At 64.0% G+C, this 13170-nt stretch carries 16 protein-coding genes; 6 read left to right on the forward strand and 10 right to left on the reverse strand.

What is annotated here, in order from left to right:
- Positions 1-503 precede the first annotated feature (503 nt).
- Positions 504-818, forward strand: a complete 315-nt coding sequence (locus ACFY2Z_RS41025) for a hypothetical protein (RefSeq protein ID WP_390749095.1) — start codon at positions 504-506, stop codon at positions 816-818.
- Between the two features lie 44 nt (positions 819-862).
- Here ACFY2Z_RS41025 and ACFY2Z_RS41030 read toward each other — a convergent pair whose 3' ends face one another.
- The 4 genes from ACFY2Z_RS41030 to ACFY2Z_RS41045 all read right to left on the reverse strand — a co-directional run bounded on the left by ACFY2Z_RS41030 (position 863) and on the right by ACFY2Z_RS41045 (position 2199).
- Positions 863-1093, reverse strand: a complete 231-nt coding sequence (locus tag ACFY2Z_RS41030) for a hypothetical protein (RefSeq protein ID WP_390749096.1) — start codon at positions 1091-1093, stop codon at positions 863-865.
- A 478-nt stretch (positions 1094-1571) separates the two neighbouring features.
- Positions 1572-1757: a hypothetical protein gene (locus ACFY2Z_RS41035; protein WP_390749097.1), complete on the reverse strand. Its 186-nt coding sequence runs from the start codon at positions 1755-1757 to the stop codon at positions 1572-1574.
- On the reverse strand, positions 1754-1981 hold the full coding sequence (locus ACFY2Z_RS41040) for a hypothetical protein (RefSeq protein WP_390749110.1): 228 nt from the start codon (positions 1979-1981) through the stop codon (positions 1754-1756). The genes ACFY2Z_RS41035 and ACFY2Z_RS41040 overlap by 4 nt, the downstream gene beginning before the upstream one ends.
- A gap of 11 nt (positions 1982-1992) precedes the next feature.
- Positions 1993-2199 carry a hypothetical protein gene (locus tag ACFY2Z_RS41045; protein WP_390749098.1) on the reverse strand — a complete coding sequence of 69 codons (207 nt, stop codon included), beginning with the start codon at positions 2197-2199 and terminating at the stop codon, positions 1993-1995.
- Between the two features lie 172 nt (positions 2200-2371).
- On the opposite strand from ACFY2Z_RS41045, the gene ACFY2Z_RS41050 reads away from it, so the two are divergent.
- Both ACFY2Z_RS41050 and ACFY2Z_RS41055 read left to right on the forward strand, forming a co-directional pair.
- Entirely contained in the window at positions 2372-3127 is a 756-nt protein-coding gene (locus tag ACFY2Z_RS41050) for a DUF6879 family protein (RefSeq protein ID WP_390749099.1), read from the forward strand.
- A gap of 16 nt (positions 3128-3143) precedes the next feature.
- Positions 3144-3995, forward strand: a complete 852-nt coding sequence (locus ACFY2Z_RS41055; protein ID WP_390749100.1) for a helix-turn-helix domain-containing protein — start codon at positions 3144-3146, stop codon at positions 3993-3995.
- A 443-nt stretch (positions 3996-4438) separates the two neighbouring features.
- Here the strand turns inward: ACFY2Z_RS41055 and ACFY2Z_RS41060 are convergent, their stop codons facing one another.
- Positions 4439-4651 carry a hypothetical protein gene (locus ACFY2Z_RS41060; protein ID WP_390749101.1) on the reverse strand — a complete coding sequence of 71 codons (213 nt, stop codon included), beginning with the start codon at positions 4649-4651 and terminating at the stop codon, positions 4439-4441.
- A gap of 750 nt (positions 4652-5401) precedes the next feature.
- Between ACFY2Z_RS41060 and ACFY2Z_RS41065 the strand changes: the two genes are divergently transcribed.
- The gene (locus ACFY2Z_RS41065) at positions 5402-5671 is read left to right on the forward strand and encodes a DUF3761 domain-containing protein (protein WP_390749102.1); all 270 of its coding nucleotides are present in this window, start codon (positions 5402-5404) and stop codon (positions 5669-5671) included.
- A gap of 233 nt (positions 5672-5904) precedes the next feature.
- Complete coding sequence (locus ACFY2Z_RS41070) at positions 5905-6831, forward strand: hypothetical protein (RefSeq protein ID WP_390749103.1); 927 nt, start codon at positions 5905-5907, stop codon at positions 6829-6831.
- Between the two features lie 371 nt (positions 6832-7202).
- On the opposite strand, the gene ACFY2Z_RS41075 is transcribed toward ACFY2Z_RS41070, so the two are convergent.
- From ACFY2Z_RS41075 to ACFY2Z_RS41095, 5 genes are all read right to left on the reverse strand, one after another.
- Positions 7203-7559 (reverse strand): hypothetical protein, encoded by a 357-nt coding sequence (locus tag ACFY2Z_RS41075; protein ID WP_390749104.1) that lies wholly within the window; start codon positions 7557-7559, stop codon positions 7203-7205.
- Positions 7560-7658: 99 nt separating this feature from the next.
- Positions 7659-7940, reverse strand: a complete 282-nt coding sequence (locus tag ACFY2Z_RS41080) for a hypothetical protein (protein ID WP_390749105.1) — start codon at positions 7938-7940, stop codon at positions 7659-7661.
- A 1104-nt stretch (positions 7941-9044) separates the two neighbouring features.
- Positions 9045-9794: a transposase family protein gene (locus ACFY2Z_RS41085; protein ID WP_390749106.1), complete on the reverse strand. Its 750-nt coding sequence runs from the start codon at positions 9792-9794 to the stop codon at positions 9045-9047.
- A gap of 118 nt (positions 9795-9912) precedes the next feature.
- Positions 9913-11697 carry a phage/plasmid primase, P4 family gene (locus tag ACFY2Z_RS41090; protein ID WP_390749107.1) on the reverse strand — a complete coding sequence of 595 codons (1785 nt, stop codon included), beginning with the start codon at positions 11695-11697 and terminating at the stop codon, positions 9913-9915.
- Positions 11698-11938: 241 nt separating this feature from the next.
- Positions 11939-12127: a hypothetical protein gene (locus ACFY2Z_RS41095; protein ID WP_390749108.1), complete on the reverse strand. Its 189-nt coding sequence runs from the start codon at positions 12125-12127 to the stop codon at positions 11939-11941.
- 600 nt (positions 12128-12727) lie between these two features.
- On the opposite strand from ACFY2Z_RS41095, the gene ACFY2Z_RS41100 reads away from it, so the two are divergent.
- Positions 12728-13093, forward strand: coding sequence for a competence protein CoiA family protein (locus ACFY2Z_RS41100; RefSeq protein WP_390749109.1), 366 nt, complete (start codon positions 12728-12730; stop codon positions 13091-13093).
- Positions 13094-13170: the final 77 nt, after the last annotated feature.

Here is a 13170-nt window from a genome sequence, read left to right on the forward strand (position 1 = left end):
AGCCCCAACGAATACGAACGCCGACACCACGCGGCTAAGCTCACGCTCGCCGCGTGATCAACGCACCGTGTCCACCATCACGGGGGAAGGCCCACCAACCTGCCGTAATGGTGCCACAACGATTGGCTGCGGAGAGGCCGATGTCGGCGCCGCTCTAGCCATCTTTGGTGACAAGCCGCAATGATGCCGCAGCCCTGGGCTGCGGAGACGCCGCACACGCTGTAGTAGCCCGCGACCTGCGCGGTGCCGCAATGGTGCCGCAGCCTTGGAACTGCGGAATCACCGGAGTCGTCACCGGTGCGAGCCAGCCCTTGCGGGTGTCGCAATGGTGCCGCAGCCGCAGGCTGCGGGGATACGACCGCCAGGATCATGTCTAGCCAGTGCTTGTTCCAGCCGCGATGGTGCCGCAGCGGTGGGCTGCGGAGCGGCTACACAGGTCGGCGAGGAAGCCGTGGGGTCTTTGGGTAGCCGCAATGGGGCCACAGCCCCGTGGGACTGCGGAGATGGTCCAGCTCCTGCGTGAGCTGAACAGCAACTTCGCGGCCGGTAACCCCTACTCCTGCCTTGCGTTGCTGCGCGCAGTCCTTGATCACGTGCCGCCCGTGCTCGGAATGCCTGATTTCAAGCAGGCGGCGAGCAACTTCAAGTGGGGGCAGACGGACGGGGGGTACGCCAGGATGCTGAGGGACTCCCGCATGCTGGGTGACGACGCTCTGCATCGGCAGATCAGCAGGAAGCCGGGCCTGCTGGACATGGAAGACGTCCCGCATCGCAGGTACCTGAACCGGGTACTGAGCCATGTGATCGACGCCCTGTGACGAGGTCTCCCGCCGTTGTCCGGCGGGAGACCCCACGACAGGCCTTACGCGGCTGCGGGCGGCTCCTGATCGCTGCCTACTGGGGCCAACTCCCTCTCGTCGGCTTCCGGGGGTGGCAGCTGCGGCTTTCTCCTGAAGCGCCGCCAAGCATCACGCACTTTTGCAGCCGAGTCGATCACGTCTGGGAGCTGGTCAAGCAATCCTTTGACGCTGATGAAGCCGAGCGACAGTACGCCAGCGACAGCAAGGGTGGTGAGGCTGATTGCGTCGTACACGATCCAACCTTTCGGTTAGGGGTTGGATCGGGGCTCGCAGGTCCTCGATCCAAACCCAGATGGGTGAGGGTCGAGACACCTGCGCCGACGCGTTACGCGGATGTTCTCGGGGCGTGGCCTCCTTGTGGGCCACCGTTCAAGCAAGATCCCAAAAACAAGAACATAGTCATATGAAAGTGAATCAACGTATCGCGTCATCCAGGCTGGTTAAGCTGCGCGTCTGAGGTGCTCAGCACCTCCGGGCCTACCAGGCTTGGACGGTCCTGGCCCCCCGTGAGGGGTAGCCGGGTTCGCGTGAAATGATCTTTTATGAATCAACGAGAAGAGTTCGTAAACCAAGGAGAGTTCGTAAAAGTCGTGCTGTCTGGGACTGTACCACCGGCCCCCGCGTTGCCAAACGCAACAGCGGCCCGCCGTAGTGGACTTGATACCGGAGGCCGCGTGTCAGCTGTGCGGTCAAGATCTTGGTGAGGGGGCGTCACCTCGGTGAGGTGTAGCGGTGATGGGGGCAGGTGCAACGGGGTATCAGGAGGATGCCGCGCCCGTGGGGGAGCGGGATGTCCCGGGTCTGTCGGCAGTCCTGGTGCAGCTTCGAGTAACCCGGCTGCTGGGCCAGCGCGCACTCCGCGCTCATGGTCGACGTGTCGACGCTCGGCGCGCTCATCCGAAAATGCCGCCGCTGCTGAATGAGTTCATGGCGCGGGTCCGCTCGGCCACGGCCCGCAGTCGCTCCTCGTCCGTGGCGCGCCGGACGTGAGCGGGGTCGGCGTCCCACTCTCGCCCTCCGGTCACCGGGCGCAGCTGGACGTACGGTCCTTCCCGGCCCATGACGTACCCGAGCTGGTCGCGGGCGGTGTCGATGACCAGGGTGCCGGCTGATGGTTCCACCTCCTCGGCGGTCACTCGCGAGCCCCCTGCTCAAGCGCCCTGGCGAGGCGGACGGCCACGTCCGCGCGCACCCGCCCCAGCTCGACCAGCTGCAACCCGGGGGAGGCCGGATCGACCCTGAGCGAGGGGAAGACAATTCCCGCGCCGTCCAGGGCGGCTCTGAGCGCCTCCACCGCCGCCTGCGTGTCAGTGACGTCCTGCGTTTTCTTCGGTGCCATGAACCGGACGCTAGGAACCGGCTCCGCTGATCGCTACGGGAGTTGCGCGAAGTTGCTTGACGACTTCTCCGAGTTGCGGAAGGTTGCTGATAAAGGCCGACGAAACCTGGTCGGGAAGCCGCCGGGCTCAGGGAGGCTTGGAGGATCAGTCCTCTGACGAAAGGAACTGATCATGGCGCGTCGACTGCGCTTCAACGGCACGGGCAGCGGCGTCAACGGGTGCCCGTCTGTGCATGAAGATCTCGACTCGGGTGAGGTCATCGTGCACGGCCCGGCGCTCACCGACCCCGACGACATCGGCCAGCTGCGGCACCTGAACGAGGGTGAGGTGCCCATCGTGGTGCCGCGCGAACTGCTCGTCGACTTCGGCCCGAAGGAGGTCACCCGGGTGCCGGACATCATCGGCCTGGACGAGTTCGACCAGCTCTTCACCCAGTTCAAGCACACCGCCTGGCGGCTGGAGACACGTAGCCGGTACGCCTCCGACGAAGTCACCGACACCTACGCCCAGTTCACTCGCGGCGAGCCCGTGGACTGGGACGGAGTCGACGCCGAGTGGTGCGCCGAACGCCAGGAACAGACCGCGCTGGGCAAGCGGTTCGAGCGCGTCCGAGTGGTCGACAACCCCCCGACGGCCGGTCAGCTCTACCTCCTCGACAACGCCCGGCGGAACAGCGCTGTCGGTGAGCGCATCTTCAACCTGTGGCGCGGGGACGCCGACCGGCTCGGCCTGCCCGCCGAGGACTTCTGGATCTTCGACTCCAGGCTGGTCGCCCTCCTCAACTTCGACGACGCCGACAACCTCCTCAATGTCGAGCTGATCACCGAGCCCGCAGCGGTACTGCAGTACGCCCAGGCACGGGATGCGGCCATGCACATCGCCGTCCCGTTCGACCAGTTCGCGGCGCAGCTGACCGCGAAGGAGTAAGGCAGGTTGCTGACCGGTGAGCACGGACTACCAGCAGGCGCGCGAGGCTCTCGGCGTGCGGCTGCGCGAACTCAGGTTCTCGTGCCCGGGTGGCCGGCTCACCGGTCAGCAACTCGCCGAGCGGTACGGCTGGAACAAGTCGAAGGTCAGCAAGCTGGAGAACGGCAGACAGACCCCCACGACCGACGACCTTCGTAAGTGGGCCGAAGCGACCGGCCAGCCCGAGGTGTACGACGAGCTGCTAGCCAGACTCCGAGGGTTCGAGTCGCACATCCGCTCCTGGCGCAGGCAGCTGGCTTCCGGGCACAAGCCGGTGCAGGACACCCACCTCGGCGCGCACGCCGACGCCTCGGTGTTCCGGGGCTGGGAGTCCTCCATGATCTTCGGGATTCTGCAGACACCGGACTATGCCCGGTCGATCTTCACGCGGTACGCGGAGCTGCAGCGGTCGCCGCGCGACACCGAGGAGGCCGTCCGTTCCCGCATGAAGCGGCAGGAAGCCCTTTACGACTCCTCGAAGCGGTTCCACCTCATCCTGTGGGAGGCCGCTCTTCATGCCCTGATCTGCCCGCCCTCGGTGCTGAACGCCCAGCTGGACCGGCTCTCGGGGGCCATCGGGCTGGACACGGTCGAGCTGGGCATCGTCCCACTGTCCGCGTCCCTCAAGATCCCTCCGGCCACCGCCTTCTGGATCTACGACGACCGCCAGGTGATCGTGGAGAACTGGCACGCCGAACTCTGGATCGATGACGAGGCCAGCGTCGACACCTACCTCCGGACCTGGCGCACCCTGCGCGAGTCCGCCGTCTACGGCTCCGACGCCCACAACGTCATCAACGCCACCCGCCGTGCCCTGAACCCCCGTTGAGGCGGCCTGGCCTCATGAAAATGAAGAAGGGCCCACCGCGTTCGGTGGGCCCTCTTTCTGCTGTGCCGTTTACCGGGCTTCAGCCACATGTACCACTGCGTTGGCTACGCTCGCGGCCGACATGAACAACTTGAATTTGTCCATGACGACCACCGCCCTTCTCTTCTTCCTTGAATTCGCTCTTCTTCTATTTGACTTCTTGCGGTATTCCCTGATGCGTTCGGACAGGTCAAACAAGTCCCACAACATGAAGATGACCGCGACGATAGCCACTGCCGGATTCGAACCGTGCACGTGAGCTGTAGCTCGGTAAACGGAACAACTCTCAAGAGTATAGCGAACGATCAAGTCTGACGCTTCGTCAGGTTCAACCTGGGCGGGACGGTGTCGATTCATGGCGAAGCCCTGGAGTCCGCAACTGGCACTCCAGGGCTTCCGCACGTTCAGGTAGTCATGCCGGACAGCGCCACGAGCGCGCCCAGTACGACCATGCACAGCGTCATGACCTTGACGAACACCTTGCCTGCATACAGGAGGGAGTCACGCTTGCGCGCTCCCGGACTGTGATGGAGACAGCCCGCCCCGGTGCTGACAAGGGCGGAGAACAGGATGCAGATTCCGAAGATCAATGCGCTAATACCGAGAGTGAGATTCACGGCCCGAATTACCTTTCCGGTGACCGGACTCTTGGCACGCAGCGCTCAGCCCGACCACCACGCGATGTACGTGAGGTCTGCTGAGTGCCGTGCCGATGTTAAGGCTCTCGGTGCCTTCCCAAGGCGTTACTGGGCTGCTTAACCGTTCTCTAGTGCTTCCCATCAAGCCTCCCGAGGGAGACGGCCCCGGGACGCCGGGCGGGTTGTCTTCCGCCTTTCCATCTCCACGATTCAGCCCGAACTGGTCCAACAACTGAGGAAGGCCAGCTACTCAACTTCACGGAGGCGTCGGACACTCCGCTCGTGGCGGAGCCAAAGTTACCTGAAACTCCGAGCGTTGGGTGACCAGACAGCTACGGTGGGTCTCCGGGGCCTCCTCCGGCGGCCTGCGGCCGGACGCCCCGGCCAGTCACGAGAGGCCGCCGGAGACCTCACGGCGGACCGGGACGAGCCCACCGCTGGCCGGGGTCCGTGCGTACGACGGCCGCCAACTCCTAGGCCCCGCTGGCACTCACCTCTCGTAGCTGGTCTCGGCACTTCGCGTGACAGCCGCGGAGGGTGCCGGCTTGGCGGGGAGCAGGGCGCAGCCAGGGCAAACGGCCGTCAGCAGGGTGATCACCACCAGGCGATCGGGGAAGTAGTTCTGCGAGCCAGGAGTCCACCGCCGCGAAAGCCTCATACGGGCCGGTTAGCTGTCCAAACCGCCATAAGATCCCGGTGCACTTGCTCACTTCAAAAGGGGGGATCCCTTTGCGCGCACGTCTTGCTGCCTCGGCTGTCGCCATCGCCCTGGCAGGCGTCTTCTTCAGCGCACCGAACGCGTCGGCAGCGACGCTGCCGTCCACCAACACATCCCACCATTGCATCCAGCACACCACGGGGCAGTGCGGCTGGACGCACCACCAGAAGCCGAAGGACAAGTACGAGACGGCGAAGTGCATGGACGCCTCCCTCTCGTACTCGCGGCACTCTCAAGGCACCTGCTCGCACCACCACGGTGTGCGGTACTGGTTCAAGTAGGCCGCCCGACCCAGTTGGCCGCCTCCTGCCCGCTCGCAGGGGGCGGCCTCGCCGTGTACCAGACCGAACGCGACCGGCACTGGCCGGCTCCAACCGCAGACTGCGGTAGGCATCGAGGGCGGAGCCAGGCCGCAGGCCGATCAAGTGCTCGTATAGCTGTTTCGCTGAGTAGCACAGCGGGCGCTGGTGAAACCCCGAGCGCGTGACGGTTCAGCGGTCCTATCGTTTCGGCCATGGATTCAGAGCAGTTGAAAGCTTCATCCCACAGATGGATGAATGCCGCACTGGCGGCTTTTGTCGAGGGCCCCGAGAGCCACGACTTCGCCGTTCACCACGCTGGGGTCGCTACGGAGCACCTACTCAAGGCATACCTTGCTGGGATTCATCCCGCTCTGATTGTCGACGGTCGACACTTCGACTCGTTGCTCCATGCCACGGGCCTGGGCTCTCTCGCAGGCCCACTGACCAAGGTCAAGACCATCGGCCTTGTTGACGCCCACGAACGGGTGGTCAAGCTCCTTCCCGGGAAGATCGCGATCAACAAGAAGGATCTCGAACCCCTGGCGGACGCCCGCAACGGTGTCGCCCACAGCGCGATACACGACTTGGCGCAGGCCGAAGAAGTACTCACGGTATGTCTGCGATTGGTCGACCCGGTCCTCGAAGAACTGAAGGTCGACCCGAACAGCTACTGGGGCCCATACCTGGTCCTGCACGACAAGTTGATCGATGAGCAGGTCCGAAAGGAACGCGTCGCGACGGAAGCCCTGCTGATCAAGGCCCGTTCGTTGTTCGAACAGCGCTTCGGACACATGTCACGCAACGAACGTGACGTGGTCCTAGCCGCCATCACCAGTCAGCCGATGATCACCATGAGCCGAGAAGCCCCAGTGGAGTGCCCGGCCTGCGGCTCTCAGGGGTGGATGGCTGGCGAAGTGGAGGCCATCCACATCCACAGCGACGGCCAATTCACGATCGACCCGAAGAAGGTTTTCCTCAGCCCCCGTAGATTTCACTGCGCAGCGTGCGACCTCGACGTGGACACCAAGCTTCTCTTGCACTTGAGCGACCTGCCCCGGGGCATCTTGCTTGATGCCGACCCTCACGACTACATGGACGATGAACCGCCAGCGGACGAAGACGCCTACAAAGGGTGTTGAGGTCAACCACACCATTCACAGCGTTGGGAATACCGGTCAACGGCCCCTCACTTCCAGGCCCTTTCGAATAGGTGTGAGTGGCTACCGGGCTCGGATCGGATCGATGCCGGTCGACCGCAACGCCTGGACGGCTTCCACCACCTTCCAGCACGCCGTGAGCAGATTTAGAGAACCCATGAGCGCCGGATCGGGAAATTCAAGCCTCATCACCCGGCCGCAGGATCCTCGTCCTGCGCTCCGTCGGCGAATGCAGCCGCACCGTGGCGTGGTGTTCGTAGTGAGACTCGACGACCAGGTCCGCGAACCAGGAAACGTACGGGCCCGGCCGGAGACGTACGCGTGGACGGCCCGGCCGGATCCGCGGTTACCCCCTAGGCGACGCGGCGCTGCCGGTAGCGTTCCTGTTCTGCCTGCCTCCGGCACAAGGCATCGCAGTACAAGCGCTGACGGTGACCCGGAGTCTGCGTTGTCGGCGTCTTGCAGATCACGCACGGGAGCGTCTCCGGTGCACCCGAGACCGGAAGGATCGGCACCGCCCGCTCCCTCACCGGAGCGATTCCGCGGTCCCGGCACGCGCTGACTGCCTCCGTCACCCGGGCCATGGCTAAGCGCTTCTGACGTTCCGCACTCATCAGGTTCACGTTCGCCTGGTCCAGCTCCGCCATGGCGTTTTCGTAGGCTTCCAGCAGCTGGAGGTGTTCGGCCCGCTCAATACTCGGCATCTTCATGGTCTGTGTGTCCTCTCGTGAGTCGTTGTGGGATCAGCGGCTGAGACAGCCCCCAGTTTTCGGGACTCGCCGCCCTTCCGGGAGTTACTCATGCCGGGGTTAGCGCCGGCTGTAGAAGCGGTCCCAGGCCTGCGCCAGATCGGCGTCACTGACGCCCGCACCGACCGCACCCTCCGCATCCCCCTGGACGGCGTTGCTCAGTTCCACGGCAGCGGTGCGGCCGTTGCTGAACTTGAGCTCCGCCGTGGCGGTCCGGATGTACGCGGCCACCGCCAGGCGAACCACCTGGGACGGATTCATGCCCTTGCCGTTCGCGACGGCGTCCAGAGCCTTAGAAAGGCTCTCCGCCATCCGGAAACTACGGTTCTTTTCGAGCGACATCCCTTTTCCTTTCCTCGATACCACAATTATGTGTGACGCGGTCACCCAAGGAAAGCCCGAGAAATAGCCCATCACTGATTTCCCCTTACCGACATCTTCGTAATAGGCGAAGCGGCCGCAATCTATTACACTGCCTACGGCCGCTTCGACAGGGCCTATTCTCGTCTCCGAAATAACAGAGCCTTAGATAACGCGAATTTCTGCGGGCGAGAGCAGGGGAAGCACGGCGAGAGACAGCCAGAGCCGCCCCACGCGCGGTCACTCTCCGAAAGGCCGACTGCCGTCCAGGAGGTGGGCCCGATCCCCCCCTAGGGCTCGCACGCCACTGGAAGGCTCCTTACTGCGGACCGGACGCAACAGCGAGCCCAGCGCAACGGGAGGATGTGGGGGCCCAGTTTCCGGGTGAGTTTCCGCGTTGACAGCGATCCAGGGTCGATCCGGCGGGGAAGTTGCCGGAGAACTGCCTTGGGGATGTTGGGCCGTAGGGCGGCGTCCCGTCAAGTGGTGTAGCCGGTCGACCTTCGCGGCTTAGCAGGTCGCGGCCGGGTTCCGCTCGGCACCCCGGGGCCGGGCGGCCCTCGGCGCCCTGACCGGCTCGGTCAGCAGAGCGCAGCTTCGGCCGGGCCGGCCGATCACAAGCCATCCGGACCGGCGGCCTAGATGGCTACACCACTCGGCGGGACGCCACCGGCCGTAGGGGCTGACCTGCCGTTTCCGGCATTTCCGGGTACCTCTGTAACCCTCTACGTGAAGTGATTTCAAATGTTCCCCAGAATGACCCGGAAATGCCGGAAAGGATCTTGAAACGGGGGAAGTTGATCTTGATTCAGTGGTCACTCGCGGGTAACTGACTGAGGGTTCGCGCAGCCTCAGTGAAGTCGTCCTCGCCATCCCACCAGTCGAGGGGCCGCACTTCGCCGTACTCGCAGGAGACCTTCGAGCTTCCATCCGTCTCCGCCAAGGTCGTATCCGTAGGCGAGGATCGCGTCTGTAGCCGGCCCCACGGCCAGTTGATCTCCTTGTCGATGAATCGCATTATTGGAACCACGGCGTCCGCCGGTAATTCCTGTACCGACGGGCCCCGTGTGTACTCAGTAAGGTCTTTCAGCGCTGCCGCTCCAGAGTGAGGACGGCCGCGGAGATTGACGACATTCGATTCGGGCTGCACCGGGATCGGCGGAAGATGCGCCAGGACTTCAAGCGCGCGACGCCGCGCTCGACCGGTGCCCGTGCCGCGGACAGAGCGCGATTGACCGATTGCTGGGTCGGCGTGAGATCACGGCCCGGCGGGCGTCTGAGGGGTGTCGCCCCCCAGGAACCGGCTCCCATGTAGGCGCGGTCGGCGAGGATGGGGACGCCCTGGCGTTCGCAGATCCGGATGATCCGGTGGGCGCGGGCCGCGGTCAGATCATGGGCGCGGCCGGGCAGAGCAGGCGAGATCCACAGCAGCTGCCCGACCGGATCGGTCACCACCTGCACGTTCACCCCGTGCCTGCGGTGCTTGTGGGAGAAGTCGGCCCGGCTGTCGCCGACCCGGTCGCACTCCGCCAGGGTGCCGTCGAGCAGGACGTAGTCCGGTTCCGCCTCGCGCAAGGCGCGCAGCAGGCCGGGTGCGCGGTCGGCGAGCAGGTCGACGACGGCTGTCGTGTAGGCGTGAGCGGTGCCGACGGAGATGCCGAACCCGGCCGCAAGCTGGGCGAGGGTGTCGTGCCGGCGCAGGTACACCAGGCCGACCAGAGCACGCTGGTGCGGTGGGAGCTTGCAGCGGCGGTCACCCTCGCGGGTGACGATGAGCATGGTTACCCACTCGACCCGGCCGTGAGGCAGATCGAGTGCGGCAGAATACGGAACCAACGCGGCTCCCGTGCCTGTGGGTTGAGACTTCGAACACCTCCCCCAACGGCACGGGAGCCTCGTGCGTTGCGGGCACCGATCCCGTCACCCGATCAGTGGCCCCGCTGAAAGACCTCAGTTACTCGGGCAAGGTCCCCTGGACCGGCTCGCCCGTAGAGAACCGGACACCCACCCACGCCGCGTAGATTGCAGGCACCGGGCGACCGTTGGCCGCTTCCACAGCCGCCTCTGGGCGTGAGAGCCCGGGACGCCTACCGATCTTGGACTTCTCGACCCCGTGATTACCGGTCTCGTCGTGGTCCTTGAACCGGGCGACGAAGGTCTTCTCCGACCAGTGCCGGTGATTCCGGCCCTCCAGCCAGGCGTTGAAGTCCGTCATCAGGTCAGTACTGAGGACGTGGCAGCCACTGTCAGCAACGAGCCGCTCCCCCCAGTACGCCAGGATCAGGTCAGACTCGGCCCGCCACGCCCGCGTGTCCTCCTCCATACGGTCAGGCATGGACGGCATCACCTGATCGTTGTCGTACCAAACACGAGCACCCGCCACCAACCAGGCCAAGATGGCTTCCCGCTGCTTCAGACCACGTTCCAGGCGGCGCCGGAGATTCGGGTCGCCCGGCTTCTCATTCTCATTCTGCGGCTGCTGTCCCGGCTTGAGGAACTTGTACGGATACTTCAGCAGACCAAGACGTCTCCAGGTGCCGTGGTCGACCTCCTGCACGTGCAGCATGTAGTTGGTCGAGACGAACATGGAGTGAGTGGCATCCCACTCAACGCCGTCCTGGCGCATGTATCGGGCCTTCATCACCTTGGTACCGACAACCGCCTTGAGCCGCTTGACGGACAGTTTGCCCTCCTCCGGCAGCTCCTCAGCGAGGGCAAACCGGGCCCCGCGAAGATCCATTAGTTCCGTGGGGTGCGAGTTGGGATCCGCCAGGAGAACCCGGTCTGAGACGACGACCGCATAGTCCCCCAAAGCCTCCTGGATGCCGTCCAGCATGGTGGACTTACCGTTCTCACCACCGCCCTGAAGGATGACCATCCTGTCGTCGGACGGCCGGTGACCCGTAATGCCCTGCCCGGCCTTGACCTGGAACCACTCAGCGCACTCCTTCGGCAGAGCCGTCAGAGCGGTGTCCCAGTCCTGGTGGGCTGCCTTCGGGTTGTACTTCACGTTGGTGACCTTGGTGAGGTACAGCTCCGGGTCGTGCGCCGTCAGTTCACCCGTCGTGAGATCCACGACGCCGTTCGGGCAGTTCAGCAGATCATGACGGGTGTCGAACTGCTCGGCCCGAACCTGTACGTGGTGCATGCCCTTGCACAGGGAGACCACGGCAGAGATCCGGCCGACCCGGAGAAGACTGATGGTGTCCCGCTGCTTGGCCGGGTCTACGGAGCCGGAGCGGATAGCCTCGGCCACATAGTTGATCAGGTGCTGCCTGACTTCCTCGGTGACCGTCTCCTGGTTGCTGCGCTCCCACTTGACCCCGGTCCACTTCATCCAGCCGAAGCTGTCTGACCAGCAGTAAAGGTTGTGAAGGATTTCGTCAGCGATCCGCTCAGCCAGGACAGCATCCGTCTGACCGATGCTCTCCATGACCTTCTCGCGGGTCCTGCGGGCCTTCTCCCGCGGCCTCTCCACCTTCTCGGCCTCCGCAGACCGCTTGGCCTTGTCGTCGTTCTCTTCGGCGTCTGCGGCTTCGAGGGCGGCAAGGAAATCAGCAGCCTGATCATTCCCGTTCGCCAGTAAAGCGGGCGATTCGTCCGGGGCTTTGGCGGGAGACCCCACCAGGGACTGGATCAGCTTCCAGCCCGCCTCTGACTCGGGGTCCTCCCCCTTCGCAACCACGGAAGCCCTAGCGGTTGCGTACGCCTTGAGCGTCTGCTCATCCATCTTTGGCATGGGTCAGTCCTCCTTGCAGGAGGTGTTGACCGGGGTGCGCTTCACGGTGTCGGTGCACCGTGCTACGTTGGTATTGAGCATTTCAACTGCCTGCTTTCAGGTAAAAGCCCTCGGGTCGCGCCGGGGGCTTTGTTGTTTTCGCCTGCTTGGGTGGTCGGGCGAAACAACCTGTTGTCAGGCTGCGTTCTTGTGGGTGGCCGGTTTCTACCGCCAGTCCTCACGGTGTTCGGTGCTACCGAAGTCAGCTCGGTGACCCCGCGGACGCTGGAGCCCGGTCCTTCGGGAAAGTGTTCCGGTACATGTAATCGACGACAGCAGCCCGGATGTACTCCGCGATGCGCACGTCCTTGTTCCGGGCTGCCTCCGCGATGTCTTCCGCCATGGAAGGCGTGAACCTGACGCATAGCTGAAAGTCCTTGTTCTCCGGCATGGTGAAAACTCCTTTTTCTTGCCAGTGATCACACTCTGACATACAAACGCGATTCACGGTAGCCCTAGCACATTGAGTGCGTTCCGCTCACGGGTCGACTACCCTAGACATGGCCGCTTTCAAAGGGCCTATTCTAGTTCAGGCACCTTGAAAAGGCCCGGCAACGCTATCAGCCCTTTCCGGCCTCACACTGGGCGCAGGAGGCACCAAGCCGGCCGGACCCGGGTCGTGCGCGAGGTTCCCATGGCCCGCCGTGGTGAGGGTAGATATACCCGTGTGCGAGTGTAGAGAAATCCGTGTGTGAGGGTAGAGAAATCCGAGCTGATCGAATCAGCGGCCTCCGCCAAAACGGTGAACCCTCAGAGGACACGCTGATTCCACTGGCCCATCTATCGACGACCCATGAAAAGTTCTGCAGCGACCACCACTTTGGCGATGGATGACCCCGTAAAGGGGTCACACGCAAGGAGTTAGAGAAGTGCACCTATCGGTTCATCGACACCCTGCTCTCGATTCGCAACAGAACTCCGTAACCCACCCTGGCTTTCTCCCAACAGTTGAGCAGGGCACGCCCAACGTGGGTCGGAAGGCGGGAGATCCATGCTGATCGCCACGGACAGCTCCGGACAGCGGGTCCAAGCCGCCCAAGACCTGGACGCCGGCAGGTTCATGTGCCCGCTATGCGAAAGCACCGTCATCCTTAAGCGCGGCCGTAAAGTCGCTGCTCACTTCGCCCACGCCCCAGGTTCAGACTGCCCCGCAGCAGAGAGTGAGAGCTGGCGCCACATCCGCGCCAAGCAAGTCCTTGCAGAGACCTTCACCGAGCTCGGCTACCACGCACAGATGGAAGTCGTGCACCGAGAAGCGGGGCGCCGCGTAGATGTAGCGGTGACACTGACCGGATCAAAGGGCCAACGGCGAAGCGTGGCCGTCGAGGTCCAGGATTCCCGGTCATGTCCCCTGTAGTGGTGTAACCGTGCCGGGTTGATCTTCAGCCGGATAGATCTTGTCCATGCTGCCTTCGGGCAGGTAGCGGCGGGGGA

This window comes from Streptomyces sp. NPDC001222 (assembly GCF_042896945.1).
Lineage (GTDB): Bacteria > Actinomycetota > Actinomycetes > Streptomycetales > Streptomycetaceae > Streptomyces > Streptomyces gibsoniae.

Bases quoted from the DNA above. Each gene is read 5' to 3' on its own strand.
- ACFY2Z_RS41100 (WP_390749109.1), top strand. From the start codon at position 12,728: ATGCTGATCGCCACGGACAGCTCCGGACAGCGGGTCCAAGCCGCCCAA.
- ACFY2Z_RS41045 (WP_390749098.1), bottom strand. From the start codon at position 2,199: ATGGCACCGAAGAAAACGCAGGACGTCACTGACACGCAGGCGGCGGTG.
- ACFY2Z_RS41075 (WP_390749104.1), bottom strand. From the start codon at position 7,559: ATGAAGATGCCGAGTATTGAGCGGGCCGAACACCTCCAGCTGCTGGAA.
- ACFY2Z_RS41095 (WP_390749108.1), bottom strand. From the start codon at position 12,127: ATGCCGGAGAACAAGGACTTTCAGCTATGCGTCAGGTTCACGCCTTCC.
- ACFY2Z_RS41080 (WP_390749105.1), bottom strand. From the start codon at position 7,940: ATGTCGCTCGAAAAGAACCGTAGTTTCCGGATGGCGGAGAGCCTTTCT.
- ACFY2Z_RS41035 (WP_390749097.1), bottom strand. From the start codon at position 1,757: ATGAGCGCGCCGAGCGTCGACACGTCGACCATGAGCGCGGAGTGCGCG.
- ACFY2Z_RS41090 (WP_390749107.1), bottom strand. From the start codon at position 11,697: ATGCCAAAGATGGATGAGCAGACGCTCAAGGCGTACGCAACCGCTAGG.
- ACFY2Z_RS41070 (WP_390749103.1), top strand. From the start codon at position 5,905: ATGGATTCAGAGCAGTTGAAAGCTTCATCCCACAGATGGATGAATGCC.
- ACFY2Z_RS41025 (WP_390749095.1), top strand. From the start codon at position 504: ATGGTCCAGCTCCTGCGTGAGCTGAACAGCAACTTCGCGGCCGGTAAC.
- ACFY2Z_RS41050 (WP_390749099.1), top strand. From the start codon at position 2,372: ATGGCGCGTCGACTGCGCTTCAACGGCACGGGCAGCGGCGTCAACGGG.